25 protein-coding genes, 1 tRNA gene and 1 pseudogene are annotated in these 23,636 nt (G+C 49.4%); 13 read left to right on the top strand and 14 right to left on the bottom strand.

The genetic code is table 11. The features are described 5' to 3' along the window. Positions 1–300 precede the first annotated feature (300 nt). On the top strand, positions 301–981 hold the full coding sequence (locus tag G9C99_RS17635) for a hypothetical protein (protein ID WP_166418862.1): 681 nt from the start codon (positions 301–303) through the stop codon (positions 979–981). A 291-nt stretch (positions 982–1,272) separates the two neighbouring features. On the opposite strand, the gene G9C99_RS17630 is transcribed toward G9C99_RS17635, so the two are convergent. From G9C99_RS17630 to G9C99_RS17595, 8 genes are all read right to left on the bottom strand, one after another. After that, positions 1,273–2,322, bottom strand: a complete 1,050-nt coding sequence (locus tag G9C99_RS17630) for a DUF2332 domain-containing protein (protein WP_166418861.1) — start codon at positions 2,320–2,322, stop codon at positions 1,273–1,275. Continuing rightward, positions 2,319–2,993, bottom strand: coding sequence for an aminoacyl-tRNA hydrolase (pth, locus tag G9C99_RS17625; protein ID WP_166418860.1), 675 nt, complete (start codon positions 2,991–2,993; stop codon positions 2,319–2,321). The genes G9C99_RS17630 and pth overlap by 4 nt, the downstream gene beginning before the upstream one ends. Before the next feature lie 125 nt (positions 2,994–3,118). Then, positions 3,119–3,754: a 50S ribosomal protein L25/general stress protein Ctc gene (locus G9C99_RS17620; RefSeq protein ID WP_166418859.1), complete on the bottom strand. Its 636-nt coding sequence runs from the start codon at positions 3,752–3,754 to the stop codon at positions 3,119–3,121. Between the two features lie 140 nt (positions 3,755–3,894). Next, positions 3,895–4,752, bottom strand: coding sequence for a DMT family transporter (locus G9C99_RS17615; RefSeq protein ID WP_166418858.1), 858 nt, complete (start codon positions 4,750–4,752; stop codon positions 3,895–3,897). A 20-nt stretch (positions 4,753–4,772) separates the two neighbouring features. Beyond that, positions 4,773–5,930, bottom strand: a complete 1,158-nt coding sequence (locus G9C99_RS17610) for an alpha-hydroxy acid oxidase (RefSeq protein ID WP_166418857.1) — start codon at positions 5,928–5,930, stop codon at positions 4,773–4,775. Positions 5,931–6,018: 88 nt separating this feature from the next. After that, positions 6,019–6,363: an arsenate reductase (glutaredoxin) gene (arsC, locus tag G9C99_RS17605; RefSeq protein WP_166418856.1), complete on the bottom strand. Its 345-nt coding sequence runs from the start codon at positions 6,361–6,363 to the stop codon at positions 6,019–6,021. Next, positions 6,360–7,418: a quinone-dependent dihydroorotate dehydrogenase gene (locus G9C99_RS17600; protein ID WP_166418855.1), complete on the bottom strand. Its 1,059-nt coding sequence runs from the start codon at positions 7,416–7,418 to the stop codon at positions 6,360–6,362. The genes arsC and G9C99_RS17600 overlap by 4 nt, the downstream gene beginning before the upstream one ends. Next, entirely contained in the window at positions 7,415–7,753 is a 339-nt protein-coding gene (locus G9C99_RS17595; RefSeq protein ID WP_166418854.1) for a DUF952 domain-containing protein, read from the bottom strand. The genes G9C99_RS17600 and G9C99_RS17595 overlap by 4 nt, the downstream gene beginning before the upstream one ends. 165 nt (positions 7,754–7,918) lie before the next feature. Between G9C99_RS17595 and G9C99_RS17590 the strand changes: the two genes are divergently transcribed. Both G9C99_RS17590 and G9C99_RS17585 read left to right on the top strand, forming a co-directional pair. Next, complete coding sequence (locus tag G9C99_RS17590) at positions 7,919–9,496, top strand: bifunctional metallophosphatase/5'-nucleotidase (protein ID WP_166418853.1); 1,578 nt, start codon at positions 7,919–7,921, stop codon at positions 9,494–9,496. Positions 9,497–9,575: 79 nt separating this feature from the next. After that, positions 9,576–10,256 carry an SOS response-associated peptidase gene (locus tag G9C99_RS17585; protein WP_166418852.1) on the top strand — a complete coding sequence of 227 codons (681 nt, stop codon included), beginning with the start codon at positions 9,576–9,578 and terminating at the stop codon, positions 10,254–10,256. 1 nt (position 10,257) lies between these two features. Here G9C99_RS17585 and G9C99_RS17580 read toward each other — a convergent pair whose 3' ends face one another. Then, positions 10,258–10,653, bottom strand: coding sequence for a cupredoxin domain-containing protein (locus G9C99_RS17580; RefSeq protein ID WP_166418851.1), 396 nt, complete (start codon positions 10,651–10,653; stop codon positions 10,258–10,260). A gap of 148 nt (positions 10,654–10,801) precedes the next feature. On the opposite strand from G9C99_RS17580, the gene G9C99_RS17575 reads away from it, so the two are divergent. Further along, positions 10,802–10,875, top strand: a tRNA-Gly gene (locus G9C99_RS17575). Positions 10,876–11,283: 408 nt separating this feature from the next. Here the strand turns inward: G9C99_RS17575 and G9C99_RS17570 are convergent. Further along, positions 11,284–11,607: a hypothetical protein gene (locus tag G9C99_RS17570; protein WP_166418850.1), complete on the bottom strand. Its 324-nt coding sequence runs from the start codon at positions 11,605–11,607 to the stop codon at positions 11,284–11,286. 28 nt (positions 11,608–11,635) lie between these two features. Then, positions 11,636–11,785, bottom strand: a complete 150-nt coding sequence (locus tag G9C99_RS18720) for a cupin domain-containing protein (protein ID WP_166418849.1) — start codon at positions 11,783–11,785, stop codon at positions 11,636–11,638. Positions 11,786–12,099: 314 nt separating this feature from the next. On the opposite strand from G9C99_RS18720, the gene G9C99_RS17560 reads away from it, so the two are divergent. Both G9C99_RS17560 and G9C99_RS17555 read left to right on the top strand, forming a co-directional pair. Further along, positions 12,100–12,624 (top strand): DUF4142 domain-containing protein, encoded by a 525-nt coding sequence (locus G9C99_RS17560; RefSeq protein WP_166418848.1) that lies wholly within the window; start codon positions 12,100–12,102, stop codon positions 12,622–12,624. Continuing rightward, on the top strand, positions 12,624–12,980 hold the full coding sequence (locus G9C99_RS17555) for a plastocyanin/azurin family copper-binding protein (protein WP_166418847.1): 357 nt from the start codon (positions 12,624–12,626) through the stop codon (positions 12,978–12,980). Before G9C99_RS17560 ends, G9C99_RS17555 begins: the two co-directional genes overlap by 1 nt. A 55-nt stretch (positions 12,981–13,035) precedes the next feature. Here G9C99_RS17555 and G9C99_RS17550 read toward each other — a convergent pair whose 3' ends face one another. Next, positions 13,036–13,926, bottom strand: coding sequence for a DUF5666 domain-containing protein (locus G9C99_RS17550; RefSeq protein WP_166418846.1), 891 nt, complete (start codon positions 13,924–13,926; stop codon positions 13,036–13,038). A 1-nt stretch (position 13,927) separates the two neighbouring features. Then, complete coding sequence (locus G9C99_RS17545; protein ID WP_166418845.1) at positions 13,928–14,737, bottom strand: DUF6502 family protein; 810 nt, start codon at positions 14,735–14,737, stop codon at positions 13,928–13,930. 155 nt (positions 14,738–14,892) lie between these two features. On the opposite strand from G9C99_RS17545, the gene G9C99_RS17540 reads away from it, so the two are divergent. The 5 genes from G9C99_RS17540 (at position 14,893) to G9C99_RS17520 (ending at position 21,050) form a co-directional block, all read left to right on the top strand. Continuing rightward, on the top strand, positions 14,893–16,524 hold the full coding sequence (locus G9C99_RS17540; protein WP_166418844.1) for an amino acid adenylation domain-containing protein: 1,632 nt from the start codon (positions 14,893–14,895) through the stop codon (positions 16,522–16,524). After that, positions 16,521–17,834: a ferredoxin reductase domain-containing protein gene (locus G9C99_RS17535; protein ID WP_166418843.1), complete on the top strand. Its 1,314-nt coding sequence runs from the start codon at positions 16,521–16,523 to the stop codon at positions 17,832–17,834. Before G9C99_RS17540 ends, G9C99_RS17535 begins: the two co-directional genes overlap by 4 nt. Positions 17,835–18,164: 330 nt before the next feature. After that, positions 18,165–19,199 carry an aldehyde dehydrogenase family protein gene (locus G9C99_RS17530; RefSeq protein ID WP_166418842.1) on the top strand — a complete coding sequence of 345 codons (1,035 nt, stop codon included), beginning with the start codon at positions 18,165–18,167 and terminating at the stop codon, positions 19,197–19,199. Between the two features lie 135 nt (positions 19,200–19,334). Then, entirely contained in the window at positions 19,335–20,195 is an 861-nt protein-coding gene (locus G9C99_RS17525; RefSeq protein WP_231704127.1) for a sterol desaturase family protein, read from the top strand. A 120-nt stretch (positions 20,196–20,315) separates the two neighbouring features. After that, complete coding sequence (locus G9C99_RS17520; RefSeq protein WP_166418840.1) at positions 20,316–21,050, top strand: class I SAM-dependent methyltransferase; 735 nt, start codon at positions 20,316–20,318, stop codon at positions 21,048–21,050. An 11-nt stretch (positions 21,051–21,061) separates the two neighbouring features. Here the strand turns inward: G9C99_RS17520 and G9C99_RS17515 are convergent, their stop codons facing one another. Next, entirely contained in the window at positions 21,062–21,973 is a 912-nt protein-coding gene (locus G9C99_RS17515; RefSeq protein WP_166418839.1) for a LysR family transcriptional regulator, read from the bottom strand. A gap of 107 nt (positions 21,974–22,080) precedes the next feature. Here G9C99_RS17515 and G9C99_RS17510 point away from each other — a divergent pair, with 107 nt between their 5' ends. Next, the gene (locus tag G9C99_RS17510; protein WP_166418838.1) at positions 22,081–23,343 is read left to right on the top strand and encodes a urate hydroxylase PuuD; all 1,263 of its coding nucleotides are present in this window, start codon (positions 22,081–22,083) and stop codon (positions 23,341–23,343) included. 203 nt (positions 23,344–23,546) lie between these two features. Next, positions 23,547–23,636: pseudogene (locus tag G9C99_RS17505) on the top strand (glycine cleavage system protein H); the annotation flags it as partial.

Raw genomic sequence — 23,636 nt, 5'->3', positions numbered from 1 at the left:
GTTTCGGGGTGGGTTGTGTGTTTGCAGCCCATCACAGTGTTGCTCCGCTTCTTCGAAAGCGGACATCGAATTGGTGCTGCCGGGACCAAGCGGGCGTTCGCTGCTCCTGCGTAAATGTCTGCTCAAACACCGCCGCTTCGCTTTATCAGCGGGAGGCTATTGGTGCCTCCCCTTGTCGGTTGAAATTTAAATAGCGGCCTACAACACACATATATTGTTTCAATTTTCGACCTATTCCCGCCATTTTTTCGGGGCATATCAACGAAAACAGTTAATTTTAGAATTTGGAAACTCGCCCCAATGCCCAACGCAGATTTTCAGGATCGTTTAAAGAACATTAGTGCCAACTCACCGCAGCAACATCCCGTAACCCGAGGTGCGCCACACACGGGGCATCCCGGAACGCTGAAACCGAACATTCGCCATTTTGTAGTCGGCGCAGCGATCATGATGATAGGTCGTCAGGTGTTAAAATACGCCAATGTGAACTACGAAACGCTCCGGGACGGCAGTGGGATCGAGAAGGCGGCGGGGCTTGGTTTTGCTGGAACGGCGATTTTTGTTATTGGCATCATCGTGATGATATGCTCGATCTTCAACAAGCGCACTACACCCGCCAAAGCTGCCGCTTCTCAGTATTCAGCCAACGTGCGATTGGCCTCCGCCGGGACGCGGGTGTTTTTCTCGCTTCTTGGTTTCATTTTCGGCACGATTTCGTGTTTGTGCATGTTCACGTCGGCGGCATCACGGTTTGTCGAAACGGAGGCAGCACAGCATATTGAGATGGTTAACCTTCGTATCGCATTTTTTCTCGTATTTGTGTCCTTGTTGTTCGGCATAGTGGGGTTTTTCCTCCGCGGTTATGCGTTGGGGCGTGTGCCTGTCTATTTTTTATTTGGCGGGGTCCTGACCTTTGCCACTGTCCGAGTTACCAGTGTAAACATGCTCGAATGGCAGCAGTTCTTCGGCGTGTTACAATGACCCGTCCAGCCGTAACTTTTACTACGTCGCAAGTGGTGTGGGTTTGATCGTGATGGCTCGCGGTATTGCAAACAACGAAACCTTCACGCATCTCTTATCATTGCGGACTAAAGGTTCCGAAAATTCAAAATCTCAATCGTTGTACCTATCGATAAAGCAATGCTGAAACTGACCATCTGGAGTAAAAAGAGCCATTCGCGGCGGCGCTGAGATTCGGCAAAATGGACTCAAAAGAGACATTCGCTGCGAGGTACTCGAACGGCGCCTTTTTCGTATTTAAGACTGACAGTCTTAGATACGGGTGATGGTTTCGCTCTTTGGATTCCATTGAACCCAGCGGCCGTGAAAATCCACGCGACCCAAATTGTAGTGATGGTTGCCAGGCCACAGACGGAGCGATAAGGCTGCACCTTTGCCCTTGTCATCAGCTTCCATGGACAGCCAAGCAAGGGGGGCGTCTGGTGTTGCAGAGGCGCCGAAATCCTCGATCATAGCTTTGCCTTTGGCCTGAACCTGCGGGGGAAAATACTGCCAAGCAACGGTGTGGTAGATCAGATGCAATTGGCCCGCTACAGGTGGCATGCGCGCACTGAGCCATTCAATGGCGTCTCCGCGGTCAACCAGGGCGTCTTGCACTGCGATTGCGGCTTTGGTGCGCGTCAGGCGATCCTCTTGGTCCGCCCACAGATAGGCTGTTAGCCGAAGTCTGCCATCTGCACTATGCGCGTTAAGTGGGTTTAGGTCGACACCGCGCCGTTCCACGATGTTTGGTGGGCAGTTTATGGGCAGTGGCCCGGACCAATCCGGGGTTAGGGTGACGTTAGATTGGGGACCATAGTGCATCCCGTTGATGTCCAAGTGGAATTGATCAAACATCAAATTCAACCCGCCGCTCGCGCCCAGTTCTGATACGCGCATCGGTAGATCATACCGATCTGCCAACATATGGGAGGCCGCGATCAGAACCGCTGCGCGACGTACTTCATTTGTTTGGGGCGCCCTTTGCATCCAATCTGTCCAAAAGGCATCATGGCTTAGCAACGCAGTTTCGATGGCTTGCCACAGGGCTGCATCGCTCGAGACGTTTGGAGGATAGACGGCGCCCAGCTCTGGGGCGTTGCCCAGAATATGCAACGCATGAAGTCCACCACATATCCGCAGCGGGATAGAAGCCCCGGAGGGGCCGATGTCGCCGCCCCACTGTGATAAATCAAATGGGGGAGGGGCCACTTCGGGCCAATTCAGCGCCAGCAGGCGTAAAAGCCGGGCCATAAATGGGCTGCCCATCGTGTCGCAATGAATGGCCTGATCAGCGAAAGCGGCACGCAGGGTTTTGGTCATCTGAATTTATCCGCGAGCTTTTGCAAAGGGCTACGAGTGTCTTCGATCGGCGCTGGAGTGGGCTTTTCTGTTTGCGGGGCTTTGGATGTCTTGGAGGACCGCGCAGGGGCAACGCGCAGTGCAATAGCATTCAGGAACTTTGGCCCCTCATTATCTGCGAGATGCTTTGCCCCATCAGACAGGCCGCGCAACAGATCATCAAGCCATACCTCGTCAGCTTTGGCAAAATCGTGCAGTACATAAGTAGCGACACGATCTTTGTGACCGGGGTGCCCGATACCCATCCGCACACGGTGGTAGGCTTCGCCGATATGCTGGTGGATTGATCGCAGGCCATTGTGTCCTGCATGGCCGCCGCTGGTTTTTAGCCGGGTTTTACCGGGGGCGAGATCCAATTCATCATGAAAAACGGTGATGTCGTCAGGGGTGAGTTTGTAAAACCGCATGGCTTCGCCAACGGATTGACCAGACAGGTTCATGAAAGTTTCGGGCTTTAGTAAAATGACCTTTTCACCGCCTAACCGCCCCTCAGAGACTTGCCCCTGAAATTTGTTGCGCCACGGGGCAAATCCATGGTCAGTTGCGATTTCTTCGAGTGCCATAAAGCCGATGTTGTGCCGGTTTTTGGCATATTTCGCACCCGGATTTCCCAGGCCAACAAAAAGCTTCATGCAATGACTCCGTAACTTATTTGGTCAATGATACTGACCTGTGAGGTGAAATTCAATCTTTGCGCTGGACATAAAAAAACGCAGGGCACGGGCCCTGCGTTTCAATACATAGAAGCGAGAAGAGATTATTCTTCTGCTGCTTCTTCTGTTGCTTCGCCTTCGTCACCTTCTTCGTTGTCAGAAGAACGCAAGCCAGATGGAGCAGAAATGTTCGCAACAACGAAATCACGATCGATTGTTGGTTTCGCGCCAGCAGGCAGGTCGATGGAAGAGATGGTAACAGTGTCACCAACATTCAGACCAGTCATGTCAACAACCAGCTTCTCTGGGATATCGCCAGCAGTCACAACGAGTTCAACTTCGTTCCGAACAACAGTCAAAACACCACCGCGTTTGATGCCGGGTGCTTCTTCTTCGTTGATGAACTCAACTGGGATGAACAAGTTAACTTTAGACGTACGACGCAGACGCATCAGGTCGAGGTGCGTCGGAAGGTCTTTTACAACATCACGCTGAACGTTGCGGCAGATAACGCGCACATCGTCGTGGCCTTCAACTTTGAGGTTGAAGAGTGTTGAAAGAAAGCGGCCTGCTTTCAGTTTTTTCAACAGCACGTTGAATGGGATGTTGATTGCAACGGGCTCTTCGCCGCCGCCATAAACGATACCAGGTACAAGGCCTTCACGGCGTGCCTGTCGAGCGGCCCCCTTGCCTGTCCCCGAACGTACCGTAGCATTAAGATCAGGAATCTCACCAGCCATATCGGTCTCCTTTGGTGTTAGGCCCTCCTCCAAGGGTGTAGGGCCAGATGAAGTCGCGCGTATAGGTGAGATTGAAGGAAAAGGGAAGCCTGATTCTGCGGCGGGCGTACTTGCTTTCTTTAGATAAGCGATGTGTTGGCCTATTTTGCCGAATTGCCACGTGAAAGAGAATATAATCCGCTGAGTACAATGACCGCACTGCCAAGCAAAGTCATGAAATCGGGGCGTTCGCCAAAGATAAATATTCCAAGGATCAATGCGAATATAAGTCGGGTGTAGCGAAAGGGGGTCACGACAGACACATCACCCGTTCGCATCGCCGCGGTTAAGGCGTAGTAGGCCAGAACGCCGATGACGATGGCACCCAACATATAAAGCCATGCGATCATGGAGGGCCAGCTGACGGAATTGTCAAACCACAGCGCTAGAACGCCTGATGGGATCAGCATGAAGAAGCCATAGACGCCGAGCTGCATGTTAGACAATACAGGTGGCGCGGCGCGCGTTGCTAAATCCCGACCTGCAAAACCCAGAGTTCCTATAACTGCGAATATTGATGCAGGTTCAAATCCCTCGAGTCCGGGCCGTAGGATAATGAGGACGCCAACAAAGCCGATAAATATCGCGAACCAGCGTCTCCAACCGACTTTTTCTTTGAAAAATATGATGGCCCCCAGAACAACAACCAGAGGCGTTGCTTGTAAAATTGCAGAAGCACTGGAGAGAGGTGTAAAAGCAATCGCCAACGTAAAGGAAAGGCGACCGATAACTTCAGATAGTGCCCTCAGTAAAATTGGGCGCTGCAAGATAGCAGGATGAATGACTCTTTCTTTTCGCTTCTTCGTGAGAGCGATGAAAATCAACATGCCCCCCAAGCCAAAAACAATGAGGACTTGTCCCACCGGTAGAGTCTGAGACGCGCTTTTTATGAACATGTCTTCAATGGCAAAGGCAGCCATCGCCAATGCCATCAATATGCTGCCGCGGGTATTTTCCATCAATGATCCAAATACTGAAATTATAAGGCGGAGAAACCTTCTGGAATATATAAAATATCTTTGTTCACGTGGGTGATATCACGATGTCCGCATAAGGCCATCGAGACATCCATTTCTTTGTGCAAAATATTCAAAGTATGGGTTACGCCGGCCTCGCCCATTGCGCCCAGACCGTAAACGAATGCGCGACCGATGTAGGTGCCTTTCGCGCCCATAGCGACGGCTTTTAATACGTCTTGCCCAGAGCGAATGCCGCTATCTAGGTGAACTTCGACATCGCCACCAACAGCATCCAAAATGGGTTGCAGCATGCGGATAGATGACCAAGCACCGTCCAGTTGCCGCCCCCCGTGATTGGAGACAATAATTGCGTCCACACCGACCTTGGCCGCCATTTTGGCGTCTTCTGGGTCCATGATCCCTTTCAGGATCACTTTGCCGCCCCACATTTCTTTGATCTTTTCGATTTTCTTCCAATCAAGCGATAGATCAAATTGCTCAGCGGTCCACGCCATCAGACTGGACGGATCGGAAATACCATCGACATGGCCGACGATATTGCCAAAGCCGCGACGCTTGGTGCCGAGCATTCCAAGACCCCAACGCCATTTGGTTGCAAGATTAACCATCGTAGGGATGGTCAACTTGGGCGGGGCGGAGAGGCCGTTTTTCAAGTCCTTGTGGCGTTGTCCAAGAATTTGCAAGTCCAGGGTAATAACCAGTGCAGAGCAATTTGCCGCTTTGGCACGCTCGATCAAACGGCGCACATAATCCGCGTCATTCATTGTGTATAGTTGAAACCAGAAAGGTTTCTCGGTGTTTTCCGCCACATCTTCAATTGAACAAATCGACATGGTGGATAGTGTGAAGGGAACGCCGAATTTTTCTGCGGCGCGCGCAGCTTTGATTTCACCGTCGGCGCATTGCATCCCGGTCAACCCAACAGGGGCAAGTGCAACAGGCATAGAGACGGATTGCCCGGCCATTTGGGTTTTGGTTGAGCGATTAGACATATCGACGGCCACACGTTGGCGCAGGCGGATCTTGTCAAAATCTGTGGTGTTTTCGCGAAAGGTTTTTTCTGTCCAGCTACCTGATTCAGCATAATCATAAAACATTTTGGGCGCACGGCGCTTATAAATGCGTTTCAGGTCGTCAATATTGGTGATCACTGGCATCGGGGGTCCTTTTCCCTATATTGGTAATGTTCTGTTACCAATATAGGGGTTTTGATGCAAGTGGAGAGTGGATATTGACCGTTTACCCCTATTTGAACAGTGTCAGTACATTCTCAGGCGGACGACCCAATGCTGCCTTGTCGTCAGATTGAACTATGGGACGTTCGATCAAAGCTGGGTGGGCAACCATTGCATTGATGAGACGCTCTTCGTCCATATCGATAGACAGGTCCAATTCCGTAAATAGGCTGTCTTTGCTGCGGATGATGGCCGCGACAGGAAGGTCCAGACGGGACAAAACGGTGCGTATTTCCGCAACACTTGGTCCGTCTTTTTGGTAAAGCCGAATGTTCGGGGTGATGCCTTGTTCTTCGATTAGTGCGAGCGTTTGGCGGGATTTAGAGCAACGCGGATTATGCCATATTGTGATCATAGCCAGTCCTCGCGCCCTGTACCCACAGCGTCTTTGACGTTGGCAAAACCTTCTCTTTCGAGCAGGATTTCAAGACCTTTGGCAATCTCAGCACCAAGGGATAGACCATGATAAACCATTGCTGAGTAGATTTGCACGGCGGATGCCCCGGCTTTGATCTTAGCAAAAGCTTGTTCGGCTGACGAGACCCCGCCTACACCGATAAGCGGTATTTCCCCTTTGGTCGCTGCGCTGAGTTTGGCAAGAACACGTGTTGATTTTTCAAACAAAGGCGCGCCAGATAATCCGCCCATTTCACTCTTGTGGTCCGAGGTTAAACCATCACGCGATAGTGTTGTGTTTGTTGCGATGATCGCATCAACGCCGGTTTTACGTGCTACTTCGGCAATTTCAGCAATTTCGCTATCGGACAGATCAGGCGCTATTTTCAAAAAGATTGGAATTGGGCGAGCTAGGTTTTCCCGTGCTATCATCACCCCAGACAAGAGTGCTTCGAGCGCTGCCGCCCCCTGTAATTCACGAAGTTTTTCGGTATTGGGGGACGACACATTGACCGTTGCAAAATCAAGATGTGCCCCACAATGCGTTAATACGCGGGCAAAGTCGGCGGCACGATCTTCGCTGTCCTTGTTCGCCCCAAGGTTCAATCCAATGATGCCGTCGTTTGGTCGCTGAGACAGGCGTTGGGCGATAACGTCCATGCCTTCGTTATTAAAACCAAACCGATTTATTACGGCTTTGTCGTCCGTCAATCGGAATAACCTTGGTTTTGGATTGCCGGGTTGGGGGCGTGGGGTGGCGGCGCCAACTTCAATAAAACCGAACCCTGCGCGTGACAAAGGGGCCAAGGCTTCGGCGTTTTTGTCAAACCCTGCGGCAAGCCCGACCGGATTAGGGAGGGATAGCGTGGCAACTTCTGTACAAAGACGTGGGGATGTAATGGTGCCGGCAAGTGGAACAACCCCGGCTTTTAGGGCTTTTATTGACAAACCATGTGCAATTTCAGGATCAAACCGATGTAGTGCCGTAAGGCCTAGGCGTTCGATTAATTTCACAGGACGCCCTCCGGGAATTCATGACTGTTGCCCTTGCATGGTAAGGGTTTCACCCAGAGCATTTCACCTAAGTGTAATTCTCGGTACAAATGTGGGAACAATGCTCCACCACGGGATTCTTCCCATTTAAGAGCTTCGCCTAAGGCTTCGCTGTCGAATGCAGCAAGCATTAGGCCATCCACACCTGCAAAGTATTTTGCAGCGGTTTCGGCCGCCTGTGCACCTGTTGAAAAATGGATATAGCCGTCTTGCAGATCAATTGGCGCACCATTGGTCTGTTGATCGTTTTCGAATGTGGCCCATTCCGCGGCCCGCAGGATCTTGTAAATAAGCATAGTGTTCCAATGCCCAAAGCAACTGCATAGGTCAAGGATGGCTCAATGATTTGACGTCATCTTGTGTTTACATCTTGCCGTTACGCCAACTTGGGGCAGGGGCTTTGACTCTGCCAGAGTTTGCCGTCACTCTTGGCGCATCAAAAACAATAAGGGGGGTCCCCAATGAAAAACCTTTTCCTCACAGCGACTGCTACGCTTGCGTTGTCTGCTGGTATGGCGTCGGCTGATTATTCTCTTACCATTTTGCACACCAATGATTTCCACTCGCGTTTTGAACCGATCTCGAAATACGATTCCGGTTGTTCTGCTGAGGACAATGCTGCAGGTGAATGTTTTGGCGGTTCTGCACGTTTGATAACGGCGGTTCGTGATGCGCGTGCGCGTTCTAACAACTCGATCCTCGTCGATGGTGGTGATCAGTTTCAAGGGTCATTGTTCTACACCTATTATAAGGGTGTATTTGCGGCCGAAATGATGAACCATATGGGGTATGATGCGATGACCGTGGGCAACCACGAATTCGATGATGGCCCAGAGGTATTGCGCGAATTTGCGGACAACGTTGAATTCCCGATTCTGATGTCGAATGGTGACGTAACCAATGAACCGCTGTTGGCCGACACGATCATGCCGTCGATCACAATCGAACGCGGTGGCGAAATGATCGGCCTGATTGGTCTTACCCCCGAAGATACACATGAATTGGCGTCGCCCGGACCCAATGTAACGTTTTCCAATCCAGTTGAGGCCGTGCAGCGTGAAGTGGATCGTTTGACCGCTGAGGGTGTGAACAAAATTATTGTTCTTAGCCACTCTGGCTATGGGGTAGACCAACGCGTTGCTGCTGAAACAACAGGCGTTGACGTTATTGTTGGCGGTCACTCAAATTCTTTGCTGTCAAACGTGCAAGAGCGTGCTGTTGGTCCATATCCGACAATGGTTGGCGATACCGCTATTGTTCAGGCTTACGCCTACGGTAAATTTTTGGGTGAATTGAACGTTACCTTCAACGATGCTGGTGAAATTGTTTCTGCGGTTGGCGAACCCATCGTCCTAGACGGCGCAGTTGTCGAAGATGAAAGCGCTGTTGCGCGTGTTGCTGAAATGGCAGTTCCTCTGGATGAGATTCGCCAAAACGTTGTTGCTGAGTCTGCCGAGGCTATTGATGGTGATCGTTCCAATTGCCGTGTGCAGGAATGTCAGATGGGCAACCTTGTCGCGGATTCAATGCTTGCACGTGTAGCTGATCAAGGTGTGCAAATAGCGATTGCAAACTCTGGTGGAATTCGAGCCTCAATGGATGCGGGCGAAGTGACCATGGGCGAAGTTTTGTCAGTGCTGCCATTCCAGAACACTCTGTCTACCTTTGAAATCTCAGGCCAAGGTGTAATTGATGCGCTTGAAAATGGTGTGAGCCAAGTTGAAGATGTCAAAGGCCGCTTTCCGCAGGTTGCTGGTATTACCTTTGAGTGGGATGCTTCGGTTGCTCCAAATGAGGGCCGCGTTGTAGAAGTCATGGTCAACGAAGGTGGCGCATGGTCGCCCATTGACCCAGCAAAAACCTACCTTGTGGTGACCAATAACTATGTGCGCGGCGGTGGCGATGGATACGCAATATTCCGCGACAGTGGTATGAACGCCTATGATTATGGTCCTGATCTTGCCGATGTATTGGCGGAATACATGGCAGAACAGGGTGGTTACACGCCTTATCTGGATGGCCGTATTTCCCAGCGCTAAAGCTTAGGTCAAATGACTTTGAAGGGGCGCATGTTTGTGCCCCTTTGTTTTGTAGGATATTGAGAAATAAATTCACGATATGTGCGGACGCATTGCAAATACTCTCCCGATTGATGCAATGGCGCAGATGTTTGAGGCTGTGCCTGCCAATGATTTGCCAGATGTGCCAAACTACAACGTCTGTCCAACGACGCAGATCTCAGTTGTGGTCTCTGGCAACGATAGGCGATTAATTTCGATGCGCTGGGGGTTTATCCCTGATTGGTATCAAAGCCCAACCGATGGGCCGTTGCTGATCAATGCGCGTTCAGAAACTCTTGCGGAGAAACCGGCATTTCGCCAAGCGTGCCGCCAGCGTCGATGTCTCATTCCGATTACAGGCTATTACGAATGGACAAAAGACACTGCAGGACAGCGCCTTCCATGGTATTTTTCGAGTGTGGATCGCGCGCCTTTGGTATTGGGCGGGATATGGCAAGAGTGGGGAGCTGATGATCCGATTAAGACCTGTACCATCGTGACAACTCCGGCAAACGACGTTGTTTCAAACGTGTTTCACAGAATGCCAGTATTGCTAAAACCAGAGGATTACGCGCTTTGGCTCGGGGAAAAAGGGAAAGGCGCAGCACGGCTTATGCGTGCAGCGCCCGAGGATGCCTTACGGTTTTTTCGTGTTCACCCACAGGTCAATTCAAACAGAGCAGAAGGTTCAGATTTGATAGAGCCATTTGATGACGATCCAATAAAGCCACTGTTTTGATTTATTCGTTTGGTATTTCTTCGAACGTTACCAAGCCATCAATGTCGACTTCTTCCATTTGAATCGGAGCATTTTCATCAAAAATGACCGCATCGTCTTCTGAGTATGGAAGGATGTATGACATCGTCATGCCTTCAGTGATCGGCAAAATTACAGTGTCACCGGGACCGATGGGGCCAGTTGACCAGGTGTTGTCAGATGCTGAAACAGTCCGAGATACGGCGTCATCATTAACAAACCTTAACGCATCACCAGGTTCGGAATAAACCAACGGAGGCATGAAATCATTGCCTACAATGTTGACTTCATGTTCAACGACAGCGTCGCCTTCATCAGCCGCCGCGATTTGGGGTGAAAGCCCGAGGGCCAGCGCAATCATTAGTACTTTCTTAGACAAACCATGGCCTCCTGCGTGCAAATTGCCTGAATTAGGTACTGACTATTGGGCTATTTTAATGCGGCGGAATTAAGGCGTTGCTTAGGTGAAATTTTGCAAAAAGAGGGGGTTGCAACTCGCCCCTATTCAGTTTTATACGGTTGCTAACGCGGGTATGGTGTAATGGTAGCGCCCTAGCCTTCCAAGCTAGTCGTGCGGGTTCGATTCCCGCTACCCGCTCCAAATTATCATTTTTTATTATTAATTTTCAATGCGTAAAGTGTTTCGCGTTGAAAACGTCCGTGGGACACTACCACTCCGTTTTACTTAGGCGTTGCATCGCATCTGTTGCGAGTCGTTAGAGTGTCGCAAAAACTTGATTGCGTTCGTAGAAGGTTGAATCTTAACCGTAATTTTAAGTGCTACAAAGGTTGTTTTCCGAGAGGTATTGTACTCAAAACGATTACGATCCGACTATCTGTATTGATTAGCGTGCCGCATAAGTTATTTAATTTTGAACATTTGGGTAATGATTGAATTTTGTGCGAAAAAAAGATATTTAAATCATGAGCTATCGAGCAATATTACAGGGTTTTGCAAACCAGAACTTTCGGTAATTTTCATTTACGGATGAAGACCTGATTGATCTTTTTATAGGCATGGGTTTTCCCCCAACAATTTTTTTCGACCCTGAATTGTTCGTGATGCCAATTTTCGAAGAAATTGAATTGCTTGACGCTCTTGAGACGGCGCAGCTCGATACCAATAAGCGGTGATGTTTTCGACAGTCCAGGTTACGTTAGGAGCGATGTGAAACACATCAAGCATACGTCGAAGATTGTTGTTTGGAAAAGCGCTCAATCCCCATTCAGGTGCTTCGTTGCTTTCGAGAAACCCTCTGATGCCTTGGACAAAAATCGCTTCAGGCATCTTGAGAGCAGTTAAGTCACCGCATTCGATTTCCGCCTGTTTCATCGCGAATAGCCCGTTTAGTTACCTCCGTCTATTTATCCGCGGTTTCACCGTAGTTATTGAGATGAATGAAGGGAGCTAGGCGATCCATCAAAATATGACGTGCGTGAGGATCGAAGGAAAAATGGCCACATATCAATTGAGTTTCGCTTTGGGGTGTATCTCCGCCGTATATTAACACCGCGGACCAGTATAGCCGGACTTTTTCAACACTGTATCAAGCGGCAAAGCTGTCCGGGCCGGTTCGTGCCCGCAATATAGGTCATGGGCCGCACGCCACGGCTGGGTGAACGAAGTTTTGAAATAAAGCGCACCTCACATAGAGAAATTGATGAAGATGTCACCAAGAAGATCAAGCATACGGGGACTCTAACGTCGTATCTGTTAAGTACGCATCTTTGAACGATCTGCACGAAAACCCGGTTTTTGAGGCATATTTCGCCTGTATTAACGCCGGTACTAAGGGTGTATTGAAACCCAAACGGAGTTACCGAAATGAAACCTTTCGTATCTGCAATCGCTCTTATCGCTACAATGTCCGTGTCTTCTGTCTATGCCCAGGATTTGGGTGACTTGAATGACCTTGAAATGGCGCATGTTGCTTACACTGCAGATAATATCGATATTCGATATGCACATCTTGCGCTCGCTATTTCTACGAATTCCGACATTCATACATTTGCTAATACGATGATCAGAGACCACACCGCAGTGAACGCAGCAGCTTTGGGTCTACTAGAACAATTAGGAGCGACAGCGCAGGATAATTTTTTTAGCCAGGCGCTAAGCGCTGGAGCAGAAGAGATTATCAATGACCTTTCTGCTCTTCGTGGGGCGGAATTTGACAAGGCATATGCGGCTAATGAATTGGCGTACCACCAGACGGTTAATGGCCTTGTTGAGGGTACTATGATCCCAAACATCGACAACGAAGAAGTCAGAGCGTTATTTCAGCAAGGCCTTGAGATTTTTAAGGTTCACGAAGGCCATGCAGAGATGATGGTTGAAAGTTTAAACTGATGACTGGGCATATCTCTCGGCGAAATGTCTTGTTGGGAGGGGGAGCCATTGCGGTTTCCCTTTCAAATTCTCGTAAGGTTGCGGCCCTTAATAGGGCAATCGTGCATGACGTAGAAATCAACCGTTTTAAATTTGTTCCCGATCATATTCAGGTTAGTGTTGGCGATGCGATCCGTTGGACCAATAATGATCTCGCGCCACATACAGCTACGGCTGATCAATTTGGTTGGGACACGGGTGAGCTCGCGAAAGATCAAAGTGTTGAGCTCATCGTAACAGAGGGCATGGAGCTTAGCTATTTCTGTGCGTTTCATCCGCATATGACTGCTTCGCTTGAGATCGTTGAAAGAGCATAAAGGGAGCAACTAGGTTTACGCCTGTTTGTTGCTCAGGTTGGTATAGGGAGGTTGATTAGGGTGCGCACCTCAAACGATCCCTTACTTGCTTGCGCTCATGGGGGACGGGTGATGTGCTTTGCAGCATTTCAAATTGACCATTTTCGCCACATAGGATTACTCGGTTCACGGAGTCGACCATTTCAGGGCGGTCTGTATAAGCCACCAACCCGCTGCCAAGAACGGTGTATAAACCAGAAGGCTGCGGCGGAGAGAGGTACCCTTCGATTTGTACAACCTCGATAGCGTCTTCGAACAATCGATGCTCTATGCGCGTCGCCTCAATGCCTGTAGCTGTGGGCTGTCCAAAAGCGCGAACCAGATCACCGGGCTGGAGGTGCCGTGTTTCTAGGCCCAATATAGCGGTGCCGCCTATCGCGTTGCGGCCTTCTTCATTCGGACCGAAATAGGTCCCGCTGATACGTGCCTGACGATAGCTTGGGTGCACCGGGTCTATGCGCGATGCAATTACAATTTGGTTCTGCCATAACCCGCTGATTGCGACCCAATCCCCCAAGTGAGGGGGTGGTATGAGTGCGCCAAGTGCAACTTCGGTCCCTAAAACAGTAAAGCCTGTGTCATCTACGGCCTCAACAGGGCCCACCAAGGTTAAGAGTTGGCGAATGCTCTGCGCGCGCCAGTCGGCACCATCTGGGTGGACTGTTACCGCGACGACATGACCAGGGTGCAGATCAGCGGCCGTCAGATGGCCTAGTGCTCCAGTTACTTCTAGGGCATCATCGATGAAAATGTGCTGCTCATTGACATAGATGCTTCCCAGCTCTGTGATGGTGCCGACAATTCCGGTGCCAATAATACCCCCTTCGCGATCGTCTTCGTCTTGGGCAAAAGCCGCATGATTGAAGGTCAACAGAAGTAGGGTGAACATAATCCGGAGCGCTGACATGTTAGTCTTCCTTCGATCCGGGGAGGGTTGGAAGGATATAGGCCCCCAGTACAAATTTCCCGTTTTCGTCTTTATCTACATCGATTTTTTGCATGTCTCGGGCTAGGGCGTTGATATCCTGAAGCAATTCTTGTGCCTTTTTGCTCGCGGTAGCGTTCAAGGCGTTAACTGACGCTTCTGAAAGATGCGAATACCGAACGGCGCGATCAAAAAATCTGCCCGTATCTTCGTCTGACAAAAGATTGTGTGTAGATGCCGCGAGATGGGCAGACAACGTCGCGTGGTAAGCAGCTACTTGCGCATCGCTGCCCGCTTTGGGGAGAAAGGCATGGGTGAGTAACTTGTATGAACCATCTGCCAATTCGGTGACAACTTCCTGATCTAATAATGCGCGTAAAACGGTTCCGGGGGCCATGTCGATGCGAGCTTTGCGAACGAGGCTATCAAAACTTGGAGCGGCGCTGTTTTCGTTACGCCGCAGGGTTAATGGTTCACCTTCATCATCCTGAAATTCCGGATCGGTCGCCCAGTGACTGATCACACTGGCCGTCGCGTTAGAAGAGCGTCTTAGCATGCTTCCATCGTCTAGGTTGCGTAACCTTTTTATATCTTTACGGTGTATCCCGGTCATCAGGCTGGCGCGGCTGTCATTGATTGTAGTTTCGGATGTAGCCAAAGCCGCATGAAGCAGCGCGTTTTTTAATGCTTCCGTCGCTGTGCCAATGGTGACTCCATGGGCGACCATAGCTTGGGCTAACGGGCCAAGTAATGCAGCTAAGGCGGCTTCAAAGGGATCAGTGGGTTTTGTCATTGTTTACAGTCGTTGCGGTGTTTCATTGATTTAGCATTAACACAAAATTAATGAACCCAACGGTTTTGTGAGCAGCTGTCAAATCAATGTGAATTCACAAATGGGAAATTTACCCATTACAAATTTAACACCTGAATTCACAAATGGAAAGCGCCATGCAAAACATTACCATCGACGACTTGAAAGGATTTCAGCCAACATCTGAGATTTCTAATCCTCAAACGGTGCAGTCTGACCCTCTGGCCAGACTGAGTGCGCTTGACCAGGAGCGGTTTCGTGCCTTTGGTTGGGGACCAACACAGACCCCTCGATTTGCGACAATTACCGATGCACTGTTACATCAAATGCGTGTTCAGCCGGAAGGGATTGCCTCTGAGGCTGCAGGGAAAACGCTGAGTTATGCCGCTCTGGATCGGGCCTCTAACAGATTGGCGCAGCGTCTTGTGATGCAAGGGGTCAAGCGTGGTGATGCTGTTTGTCTTTATTTACGTCGCTCTTTGGAAATGGTGGTTGGCATCGCAGCGATACTCAAAGTGGGTGCCGCTTACGTCCCACAACATGTAGGCGTGGCCCCTGCGAAATCTTTGCGACACATTGCAGAGGCAACGAAGGCCAAGGTTATTCTTACGCTTTCTGAATTTTCAGACATGGTACCCGTGACGCCTGATCAATCGCTTATCGAAATTGATCAGGATATGATGGAAGACACAGCGCAAATGGAAACGGTTCAGTTTGGGTCGTCACCTGCAAAACCGAGTGACGTCGCAATGATCCTGTTTACGTCCGGGACCACTGGTGTACCGAATGGGGTGCAAGTAACCCACGCGAATTTGGCGAATATCTTACTGACCGCGCCTGGTGATTTAGGTATGGCGCCTGGACGGCGAGTCGGGCAAATTCTATCCATCGCTTTTGATATGGCCGCATGGGAAACATTGGGCGCGTTATCTAATGGTGCGACACTCGTCATTCGGGGCAAATCAATTCAAGAGACAGCCGAAAAAGTGGACGTCTTGATTGCAACCCCTTCGATCTTAAATTCTTTAGATGCCAGTCGATGTTCAAACGTCAAGGTTGCTGCGGTGGCAGGGGAACCTTGTCCGCGTCCATTAGCAGACAGCTGGGGGTCTTTTTGCACGTTTTATAATTCTTGTGGGCCAACTGAGACTACGATTATCAATACGGCTGAGCCTCACCGTCCAGAAAAATCTTATCTGTCGATTGGGCGCCCAACACCAAACAACACCGTCTATATTCTGGATGAAGATTTACAACCACTTCCAATCGGTCACAAAGGCGAAATGTGGGCAGGGGGGGATTGTGTCAGTGCGGGGTATTTGAACAACCCTAGCCTTACTGCAGAACGATATCGCCCCGATCCTTTTCGCCCCGGACATATGATGTTTCGTACACGGGATCTTGGTCGCTGGACCGAAGAGGGGGAGTTGGAGCATTTTGGGCGTGTTGACGATCTTGTCAAAATTCGTGGTTTTCGGGTGGAGCTAGATGGAGTCTCTAACGCGCTTGAAGCGTCAGATTGTTGCGAGCAGGCGGTCACCTTGAAATTCGATGATCGAACATTGGTCAGCTTTATTTCCCCCGCTACCGCATCAGCAGATAAAGCTGCTCATCAAGTTGCAGAGCGTTTGCCTTACTACTGTAGCCCAGCTGCTGTGCTGCCAATCGAGACCTTGCCCCGTACACCACGGGGTAAATTGGACAAGCGATTATTGTTGACGTTGGCTCAGCAACATTTCAACAATCTAGCAGAGGGCGCGGCGCAATGACTTCGGAGATGACAAACCCTGCGCCTAGACGTCTCAATTTTCGACGTCTCACACGGCATCCAGCACTGATGGAATATCGTCGGCTCGCCTTTGTTGTTGCAGTCTTGAACCTAATTGTCTTCTTCGTCGGCATACGCGATGGCGTTTGGTTCTTTGAGGGTCGTTATGCGCTAGGATCAATTGCAGATATGGCGCTGATCAATCTGTCGGTGGGAATTTTGATACGCCAGCAAAGGGTTATCAATGCGTTGTTCTGGCTTGCAACTCGGATTCCTGTCAGTTGGCCGCTTTGGATACGTTGGGGCGCTGGCAAAGTGTTCCATTTGGGTGGGTTACATTCAGGAGGAGCCGTAGCAGGTACGATATGGTTTGGCTTTCTGCTGTTTGCTATGGTTGCCAATCGGCTAAGCGGTGTAGGTGTGCCCTCGGATCTGACGTTGGGATTGAGTTCAACGATGGTTGTACTAATGGTACTGATGGTTGTTTCAGCGCTGGGCCCAATTCGGGCTAAATTCCACAACACGTTCGAGAAAATTCATCGTTTTGTTGGTTGGACGGTGCTAGGGCTGTTTTGGGCGCAGACGATTTCAATTACCCGTGATTTGGGAGGGGTGTTGCTTCAAACACCTGCTTTTTGGATGTTGTGCCTCATTACGTTATCCATTTTGTCGCCATGGTTATCGTTGAAACGTGTTGATATCGATGTTGAAAAACCTTCTGACCACGCTGTTATGGTTCGGTTTAATTACGGAGATACGCCATTTCCTGGAAGTTCAAATGCAATCAGTTTGACGCCATTTGGTGAGTATCATTCTTTTGCAAACATTCCTTCACCCACGGAAGAAGGGTATCGTTTAACGATTTCCCGGGCAGGGGATTGGACAGGACGATTTGTAGACAATCCGCCCAAAAAAGTTTGGGTGAAAGGCATCACAACAAGTGGCGTCGCGCGGATTGAAGTGTTGTTTGAACGTGTTGTTTATGTCGGGACCGGGTCTGGTATTGGGCCTATTCTACCGCACCTTTTTGCTAAGGATGTGCCGAACCGCTTAATCTGGTCAACACGTAGCCCGCGTAAAACCTATGGTGACGCGTTGGTGGATGAAATCGAGGCGCATACAGAAGATCCGTTGATCTGGGATACGGATAAAGATGGGAAGCCTGACCTTTCTGCACTTGCGTTGCAGGCGGTGCGCGAGACTGGGGCGGAGGCCGTGATCGTTATTGCAAACCAGAAACTAACCAGAAAAGTGGTCTACGACATGGAGACACAGGGAATTCCTGCATATGGCGCTATATGGGATAGCTAAGATACGCCCATGTCTTGAGCTCTGTGAGAGCCGAAGTAGGCCGAGAGAATATCGGCCTACTTCGAGGTGAAAATATAGACTAAGCGTCAGGTTTTCGCGATCCAATCGATGAAATGATGCGTTCCAAGCTTCTTTTCGCTTGTTGTGGCGATTGAACAAAAATAGCCCCTTTGAGTTTCATGTTCATGTGAGCACGCTTGGACTAACGATCCATTTTCAAGGGATTCTTGCAGTAAATGTCGCCATCCGATGCCAATACCCAAACCGTTTTGGATCGCGCGTAGGTACACCATATAACTAACAAAGCTGTGGTGTGGGGCACCTTTCGGTGTGGTAGCCCAAGTTCTGCCTTGGAACTCGCCTCTCGGCACGTTGATTTGGAAGCTTGCGCCTTGTCTTGCAGCGGGTAATACAGTTGTTCTCAAGCCATCAGAGCATTCGAGCTGCTCTACCTTGGAGCTAATGGACGTTCTATCCGAAGCGGACATTCCACCGGGAGTCATCAATGTGGTGACGGGATATGGGGCAACTACCGCAGCGCCGATGATTGAACACCCCGATGTACGGATGGTGAGCTTTACCGGAGGTACAGCAGGGGGGCGTGCAGCAGCTGAAACCGCTGCGCGTCAAGTTAAGCCAGTGGTAATGGAACTCGGAGGGAAGTCTCCGCAAATTGTGTTCCCGGATGCTGATATTGATTTGGCTGTGAATGGTGTCGCTGGTGGTATTTTTCCCCCCGGAGGTCAAAGCTGTATTTCCGGATCTAGGTTGTTGATACACGCTGACATCATAGAAGAGTTTACGCAGAAGCTTGTAAATGTCGTTCAAAAGGCCTGCGTGGGTGATCCATTAGATGCGTCGACACAGATCGGACCAATGGCGAATAAACCACATTACGAAAGCGTTTTGGCCCGGATCAATGCCGCTGAAAAAGCTGGACACAAGATGCTTTTAGACGGGCGTACATCGTGTCGTGATAAGGGGTATTACATTGGGCCAACCATTTTTGCAGATGTGCCAAATAGTTCTGAGTTGGCGCAAAACGAAGTGTTTGGTCCGGTCGTCAGTACTGAATCTTGGGTAGACGAGAGCGAAGCCATCTTTAAGGCAAATGATACGGTTTATGGTCTAGCTGCAGGAATCTGGAGCAACGACGTTGCCCGCGCGATGCGAGTTGCAGATCAGATCGAAGCGGGGACGGTCTATATCAACAACTATTTTAATGCTGCGACGCAATCTCCGGTTGGGGGTACAAAGCAATCGGGATATGGCCGCGAAAACGGCTGGGAAGGGATGCGTTGTTTTATGCAGACTAAATCGGTTTGGCTGTCAACCAATCCAAGTCAATCGGACCCGTTTGCCTAAAAGGAAAAAAACATGGATAAGCCTAGGCGCAATGCGACGTGGAACCATCAGCCTGCATCGCCAATCCCTGTCTCCCCTATTCTGAACTGGCCACCACAACCTCTGAAATGGTTGAAATGGGTTGGCTCTTATTGGTTGGCGATTACTTCGGTAACGATTGAATTGGCATTGGCTTTGGGGGTTTATCAGTTTTTTCAACCTGATTGGGCTGAGATGCGCACCTTATCTGTTGGTTGGATTTTCCAGATTTGGGTGCGTAATTTTATCTTGCTATGCCTTGTCGCCGGAGGATTACATCTTTGGTTCATTACCTTCATTGGGCAACAAAAAAAGCTTAAGTTTGATAAACGAGACCAGATTGACAAAAACGGGCATTTTACGTTCCGAAATCAAGTTTGGGACAATATGTTTTGGTCGATTGCTTCAAGTTTGACACTTTGGAGCGCCTATGAAGTTTGTTACTTCTGGGCTGCGGCCAATGCTTACTTGCCGCAGACATCGTTTTCCGAAAACCCTATCTGGTTTATTGCTTGGCTGATCATTATTCCTATTTGGTCGAGTTTCCATTTTTATTGGGCGCATCGATTTTTGCATTGGCCCCCGATGTATCGGCTGGCGCACAGTTTACATCATCGGAACATCAATATTGGTCCATGGGCTGGGATTTCTATGCACCCCATTGAGGCACTTCTATATTTTTCCACTTTGATGATCCATTTTGTTGTCCCTTCACATCCAATCCATTTTATTTTCCACGCCTATGTAAATGGATTGAACCCTTGCGTTTCTCATTCTGGATATGAAGGGATCAGCGTGGAAAATCGTAAGCGGTTCAATACTGGGGATTTTTTTCATCAACTGCACCACCGTTATTTTGAATGTAATTACGGGACTGCAGAAATGCCTTGGGACGTTCTTTTTGGATCCTTTCATGATGGGAGCGATGAAGCGACGGCCACGACGAGGAACAGAAAAAAACATATGCACTCGAAATGATTGGTCTTCTCACTAAAGGCGCTGGTGCAGAGTTTGGCCTTGGCTTGGGAATGAATAGATTGAAAAGGCTGTTCATCAGTGCATAATGGCACATCCAGCAACCTAGAATGAGAAAATGAAATGGCCCCCAAAACTCTTGTAGGATACGACCGTTTTGACTTGCTAAAATTGCTAGAGGGGCAAAGCAATTTAACCGGAATTGAGTTGGGTGTCGCCGCAGGTGACTATTCAGCGAGAATGGTTGAAAGCGGTTTGTTCGATCAGTTTTTTGGCGTCGATATGTACGGAGATACCCATGATACCGAACAATATAAAATCGCGCTGCAAAAGGTCGGGCTGTTTAAAAGTTACAAACTGTTAAGAATGTCGTTTGATGAGGCTCTTGATTTGTTTCCCAACGAAACATTCGATTTCATGTATTTGGATGGTTATGCGGGCACAGGTCTCGAAGGTGGCCGTACGATCCGATCATGGGCGAGCAAGGTCAAAATCGGAGGGCTTTTGGCTGGTGATGACTACCACGAAGAATGCCCTCTTTTGCAAAGTGTTGTGAATGAGCTCGTTGAGCAAAATGGTTTTGAACTGATGGTCACCGAAGGTGCCTTTGATAATTCTGCGTATGGTAATTACCCGAGTTGGGCTGTTGTGAAGACGCAAGAGATTGTTGGGCAAACCTCTGATGAACTTCTGTTAAAGGGCGCGCAGAGCAGCGAGAAAATGCGCAAAAAGAAACGCAAAGCAAAGAAGCTGGATGACGTTTTAAAACAGGTCGTGTCTGAAGGACAGTATGACAAACTTAGAGAATGGAACCGTAAGCGTAAGAAAGCACGACAATTGCGCAAGAAACAGCTCTGAAAACAGTGTGATTAGAGCGTGTCTTTTAGCGCCTGAGACATTTTCCCATAAATAAATTCGATGAAAAGGCGTGTTTTGGGATCTTGATGACGGCGATGTGCAAAAAGACATCCAAGCTGTACTGGCACTGGTGGTGTCGTCATGGCAACTGGAATCAATGCGCCTGAGCGTAGATGTTCCGCCACCTCAAACCTTGGTTTGAGGATGACACCATGCCCATCAAGTGCCCAGGCTGTTAAAACGTCGCCGTCGTCACTTTCGTAGGGGCCGGTGACAGCAAAACGTTCGGGGCCGGTCTCAGTTACCAATTCCCATTGAAATTCCGGTGCACCGGGAAACCGAAGGGCAAGGCAATCGTGCTTCTCTGTGACTAAATCATGCGCAGTTTCTGGAATGCCTCGGCGTTCCAAGTATTCGGGGGCGGCGCAAATCACTCTGTCGCAGTTGGCGATTTTACGCATTTTTAAATTGCTATCCGATGGGTTTCCAAGAAAGAACACGACGTCGAGCCCTTCTGCGGTGAGATCGATTTTTCGATCCGATAGACGCAACCGCACATCGACCAACGGATACTGACTTTTGAATTGTGGGATAAGCGGAGCAATGAAACGCCGGCCTATTCCTAACGGAGCCGCGACAAATATAGTGCCTCTTGGCGTTTGGGTGATGTCATTTACACCCGCTTCGGCTGCATCGACGGCTTCCAGTACGCGCAAGGCCCCATCGTAAAATGTGCGGCCTTGTTCCGTTGCTTGAAGGGATCGGGTGGTGCGTGCAAAAAGGCGCACATCGAGATGAGATTCCAATTGAGAAATACGTGAGGATGCGACGGCAGGTGAAATGCGTAAATCCCGCGCGGCGGCCGACATTGAGCCCAGTTCATACACTCTGACAAAAGTGCGGATGTTTTCAAAATAAGACATGTCATCCCGTCATTTTACGATTTCATTTGAAAGTGATTGGATAATTACGACAATACAAGAAAAAACCTCAGCGCGTTAACGTGGGGCAAATCAAAAAGGGTTCAAAGATGTATGATCTAGCGGTATTTTGGGAATGGCTGGCGTTTGCTGTGCGCTGGGTGCATGTCATCACGGCGATGGCTTGGATCGGATCTTCGTTTTACTTCATCGCTTTGGATTTAGGATTGCGCAAATCTGACGATCTACCCGAAGGGGCACATGGCGAAGAATGGCAGGTGCACGGCGGTGGATTTTACCACATTCGAAAATATCTGGTTGCTCCTGCGGCAATGCCCGAACATTTGACTTGGTTCAAATGGGAAAGCTATTCAACTTGGCTGTCTGGTGCTGCGCTGCTGATGGTCGTCTATTGGGCAGGTGCCGAACTTTTCTTGATTGATCCGAACGTTGCCGAACTGGCCGCATGGCAGGGAATTTTGATCTCGGCCGGATCCTTAACTGTTGGTTGGATTGTTTATGATTTCCTATGCAAAAGCAAACTTGGTGAACACCCAACCGTTTTGATGCTTTTGTTATTTTGTTTGTTGGTGGTGATGGCTTGGGGATATACGCAGGTTTTCACTGGCCGGGCTGCCTTGCTTCATCTGGGTGCGTTTACGGCGACGATCATGACGGCAAATGTGTTTTTGATCATTATGCCCAATCAACGCATTGTGGTTGCCGATCTTCAGGCTGGGCGCACACCTGACGCAAAATACGGAAAAATTGCCAAGTTGCGTTCAACGCATAATAACTACCTGACCTTGCCTGTGATTTTTCTGATGCTGAGTAACCATTACCCGTTGGCCTTTGCGACTGAATATAATTGGATTATTGCCTCTCTTGTTTTTCTAATGGGGGTCACAATACGGCATTACTTTAACTCACTTCACGCAAACAAAGGCAATCCTACATGGACTTGGATCGTGACGACGATCATTTTTATCGTCATTATGTGGCTTTCTACGGCGCCTCTTCGTCAAGATCCGATTGAACAAGCCGAAGCCCGCCCGTTAACCGGTGTTGAGTTGGTTTTTGCGCAAGCAGTGGGTTTTGATGATGTCGAGAGCATTGTGATGGGGCGGTGTTCTATGTGTCATGCTCGAGAGCCTTTTTGGGACGGTATTTTATGGGCCCCTCGGGGTGTTTATTTAGATACCCGTGCGGATATTGCCCGTGCGGCGCGCCAAATTTACATTCAGGCTGGTGTAACGCAGGCTATGCCCCCTGCAAACGTGAGCTATATGTCCGAAGAAGAACGCGCGCTGATCGTTGAATGGTATCGCGGAGTGACTGAAGAACAACCATTGATATTGGCCCACTCGCACTAAGTTTTGAACCTCGCATATATACCGTTGTATGCAAATATATGGTTGAACTCTTTTAGGATCACTTTTAACGATAAAGTGTGTTTACGATAGGAAACTTTTTCTTTTCCTGTGAGAAAAAGAAGACCGAACCGTTGAGTGTATACCAAAGGGCAGGCGGCCTGATGGGTTTCAAACTACAAGCGTTGAGCTAGGGAGATATAGTAATGGGAATCTATTATTCAGAGGATCATGAGTGGGTTTCAGTTGAGGGTGATATTGCGACGGTTGGAATTACGGCGCATGCGGCTGAGCAA

The organism is Cochlodiniinecator piscidefendens, assembly GCF_011326755.1.
In the GTDB taxonomy this organism is placed as follows: domain Bacteria; phylum Pseudomonadota; class Alphaproteobacteria; order Rhodobacterales; family Rhodobacteraceae; genus Cochlodiniinecator; species Cochlodiniinecator piscidefendens.
This window is presented reverse-complemented; position numbering and strand designations above follow the sequence as displayed.

Excerpts from the sequence above, each read along its gene's own strand:
- G9C99_RS17635 (WP_166418862.1), top strand. The coding sequence starts at position 301 with ATGCCCAACGCAGATTTTCAGGATCGTTTAAAGAACATTAGTGCCAAC.
- G9C99_RS17630 (WP_166418861.1), bottom strand. The coding sequence starts at position 2,322 with ATGACCAAAACCCTGCGTGCCGCTTTCGCTGATCAGGCCATTCATTGC.
- pth (WP_166418860.1), bottom strand. The coding sequence starts at position 2,993 with ATGAAGCTTTTTGTTGGCCTGGGAAATCCGGGTGCGAAATATGCCAAA.
- G9C99_RS17620 (WP_166418859.1), bottom strand. The coding sequence starts at position 3,754 with ATGGCTGGTGAGATTCCTGATCTTAATGCTACGGTACGTTCGGGGACA.
- G9C99_RS17615 (WP_166418858.1), bottom strand. The coding sequence starts at position 4,752 with ATGGAAAATACCCGCGGCAGCATATTGATGGCATTGGCGATGGCTGCC.
- G9C99_RS17610 (WP_166418857.1), bottom strand. The coding sequence starts at position 5,930 with ATGCCAGTGATCACCAATATTGACGACCTGAAACGCATTTATAAGCGC.
- arsC (WP_166418856.1), bottom strand. The coding sequence starts at position 6,363 with ATGATCACAATATGGCATAATCCGCGTTGCTCTAAATCCCGCCAAACG.
- G9C99_RS17595 (WP_166418854.1), bottom strand. The coding sequence starts at position 7,753 with ATGCTTATTTACAAGATCCTGCGGGCCGCGGAATGGGCCACATTCGAA.
- G9C99_RS17590 (WP_166418853.1), top strand. The coding sequence starts at position 7,919 with ATGAAAAACCTTTTCCTCACAGCGACTGCTACGCTTGCGTTGTCTGCT.
- G9C99_RS17585 (WP_166418852.1), top strand. The coding sequence starts at position 9,576 with ATGTGCGGACGCATTGCAAATACTCTCCCGATTGATGCAATGGCGCAG.
- G9C99_RS17570 (WP_166418850.1), bottom strand. The coding sequence starts at position 11,607 with ATGAAACAGGCGGAAATCGAATGCGGTGACTTAACTGCTCTCAAGATG.
- G9C99_RS17560 (WP_166418848.1), top strand. The coding sequence starts at position 12,100 with ATGAAACCTTTCGTATCTGCAATCGCTCTTATCGCTACAATGTCCGTG.
- G9C99_RS17555 (WP_166418847.1), top strand. The coding sequence starts at position 12,624 with ATGACTGGGCATATCTCTCGGCGAAATGTCTTGTTGGGAGGGGGAGCC.
- G9C99_RS17550 (WP_166418846.1), bottom strand. The coding sequence starts at position 13,926 with ATGTCAGCGCTCCGGATTATGTTCACCCTACTTCTGTTGACCTTCAAT.
- G9C99_RS17545 (WP_166418845.1), bottom strand. The coding sequence starts at position 14,737 with ATGACAAAACCCACTGATCCCTTTGAAGCCGCCTTAGCTGCATTACTT.
- G9C99_RS17540 (WP_166418844.1), top strand. The coding sequence starts at position 14,893 with ATGCAAAACATTACCATCGACGACTTGAAAGGATTTCAGCCAACATCT.
- G9C99_RS17535 (WP_166418843.1), top strand. The coding sequence starts at position 16,521 with ATGACTTCGGAGATGACAAACCCTGCGCCTAGACGTCTCAATTTTCGA.
- G9C99_RS17520 (WP_166418840.1), top strand. The coding sequence starts at position 20,316 with ATGGCCCCCAAAACTCTTGTAGGATACGACCGTTTTGACTTGCTAAAA.
- G9C99_RS17515 (WP_166418839.1), bottom strand. The coding sequence starts at position 21,973 with ATGTCTTATTTTGAAAACATCCGCACTTTTGTCAGAGTGTATGAACTG.
- G9C99_RS17510 (WP_166418838.1), top strand. The coding sequence starts at position 22,081 with ATGTATGATCTAGCGGTATTTTGGGAATGGCTGGCGTTTGCTGTGCGC.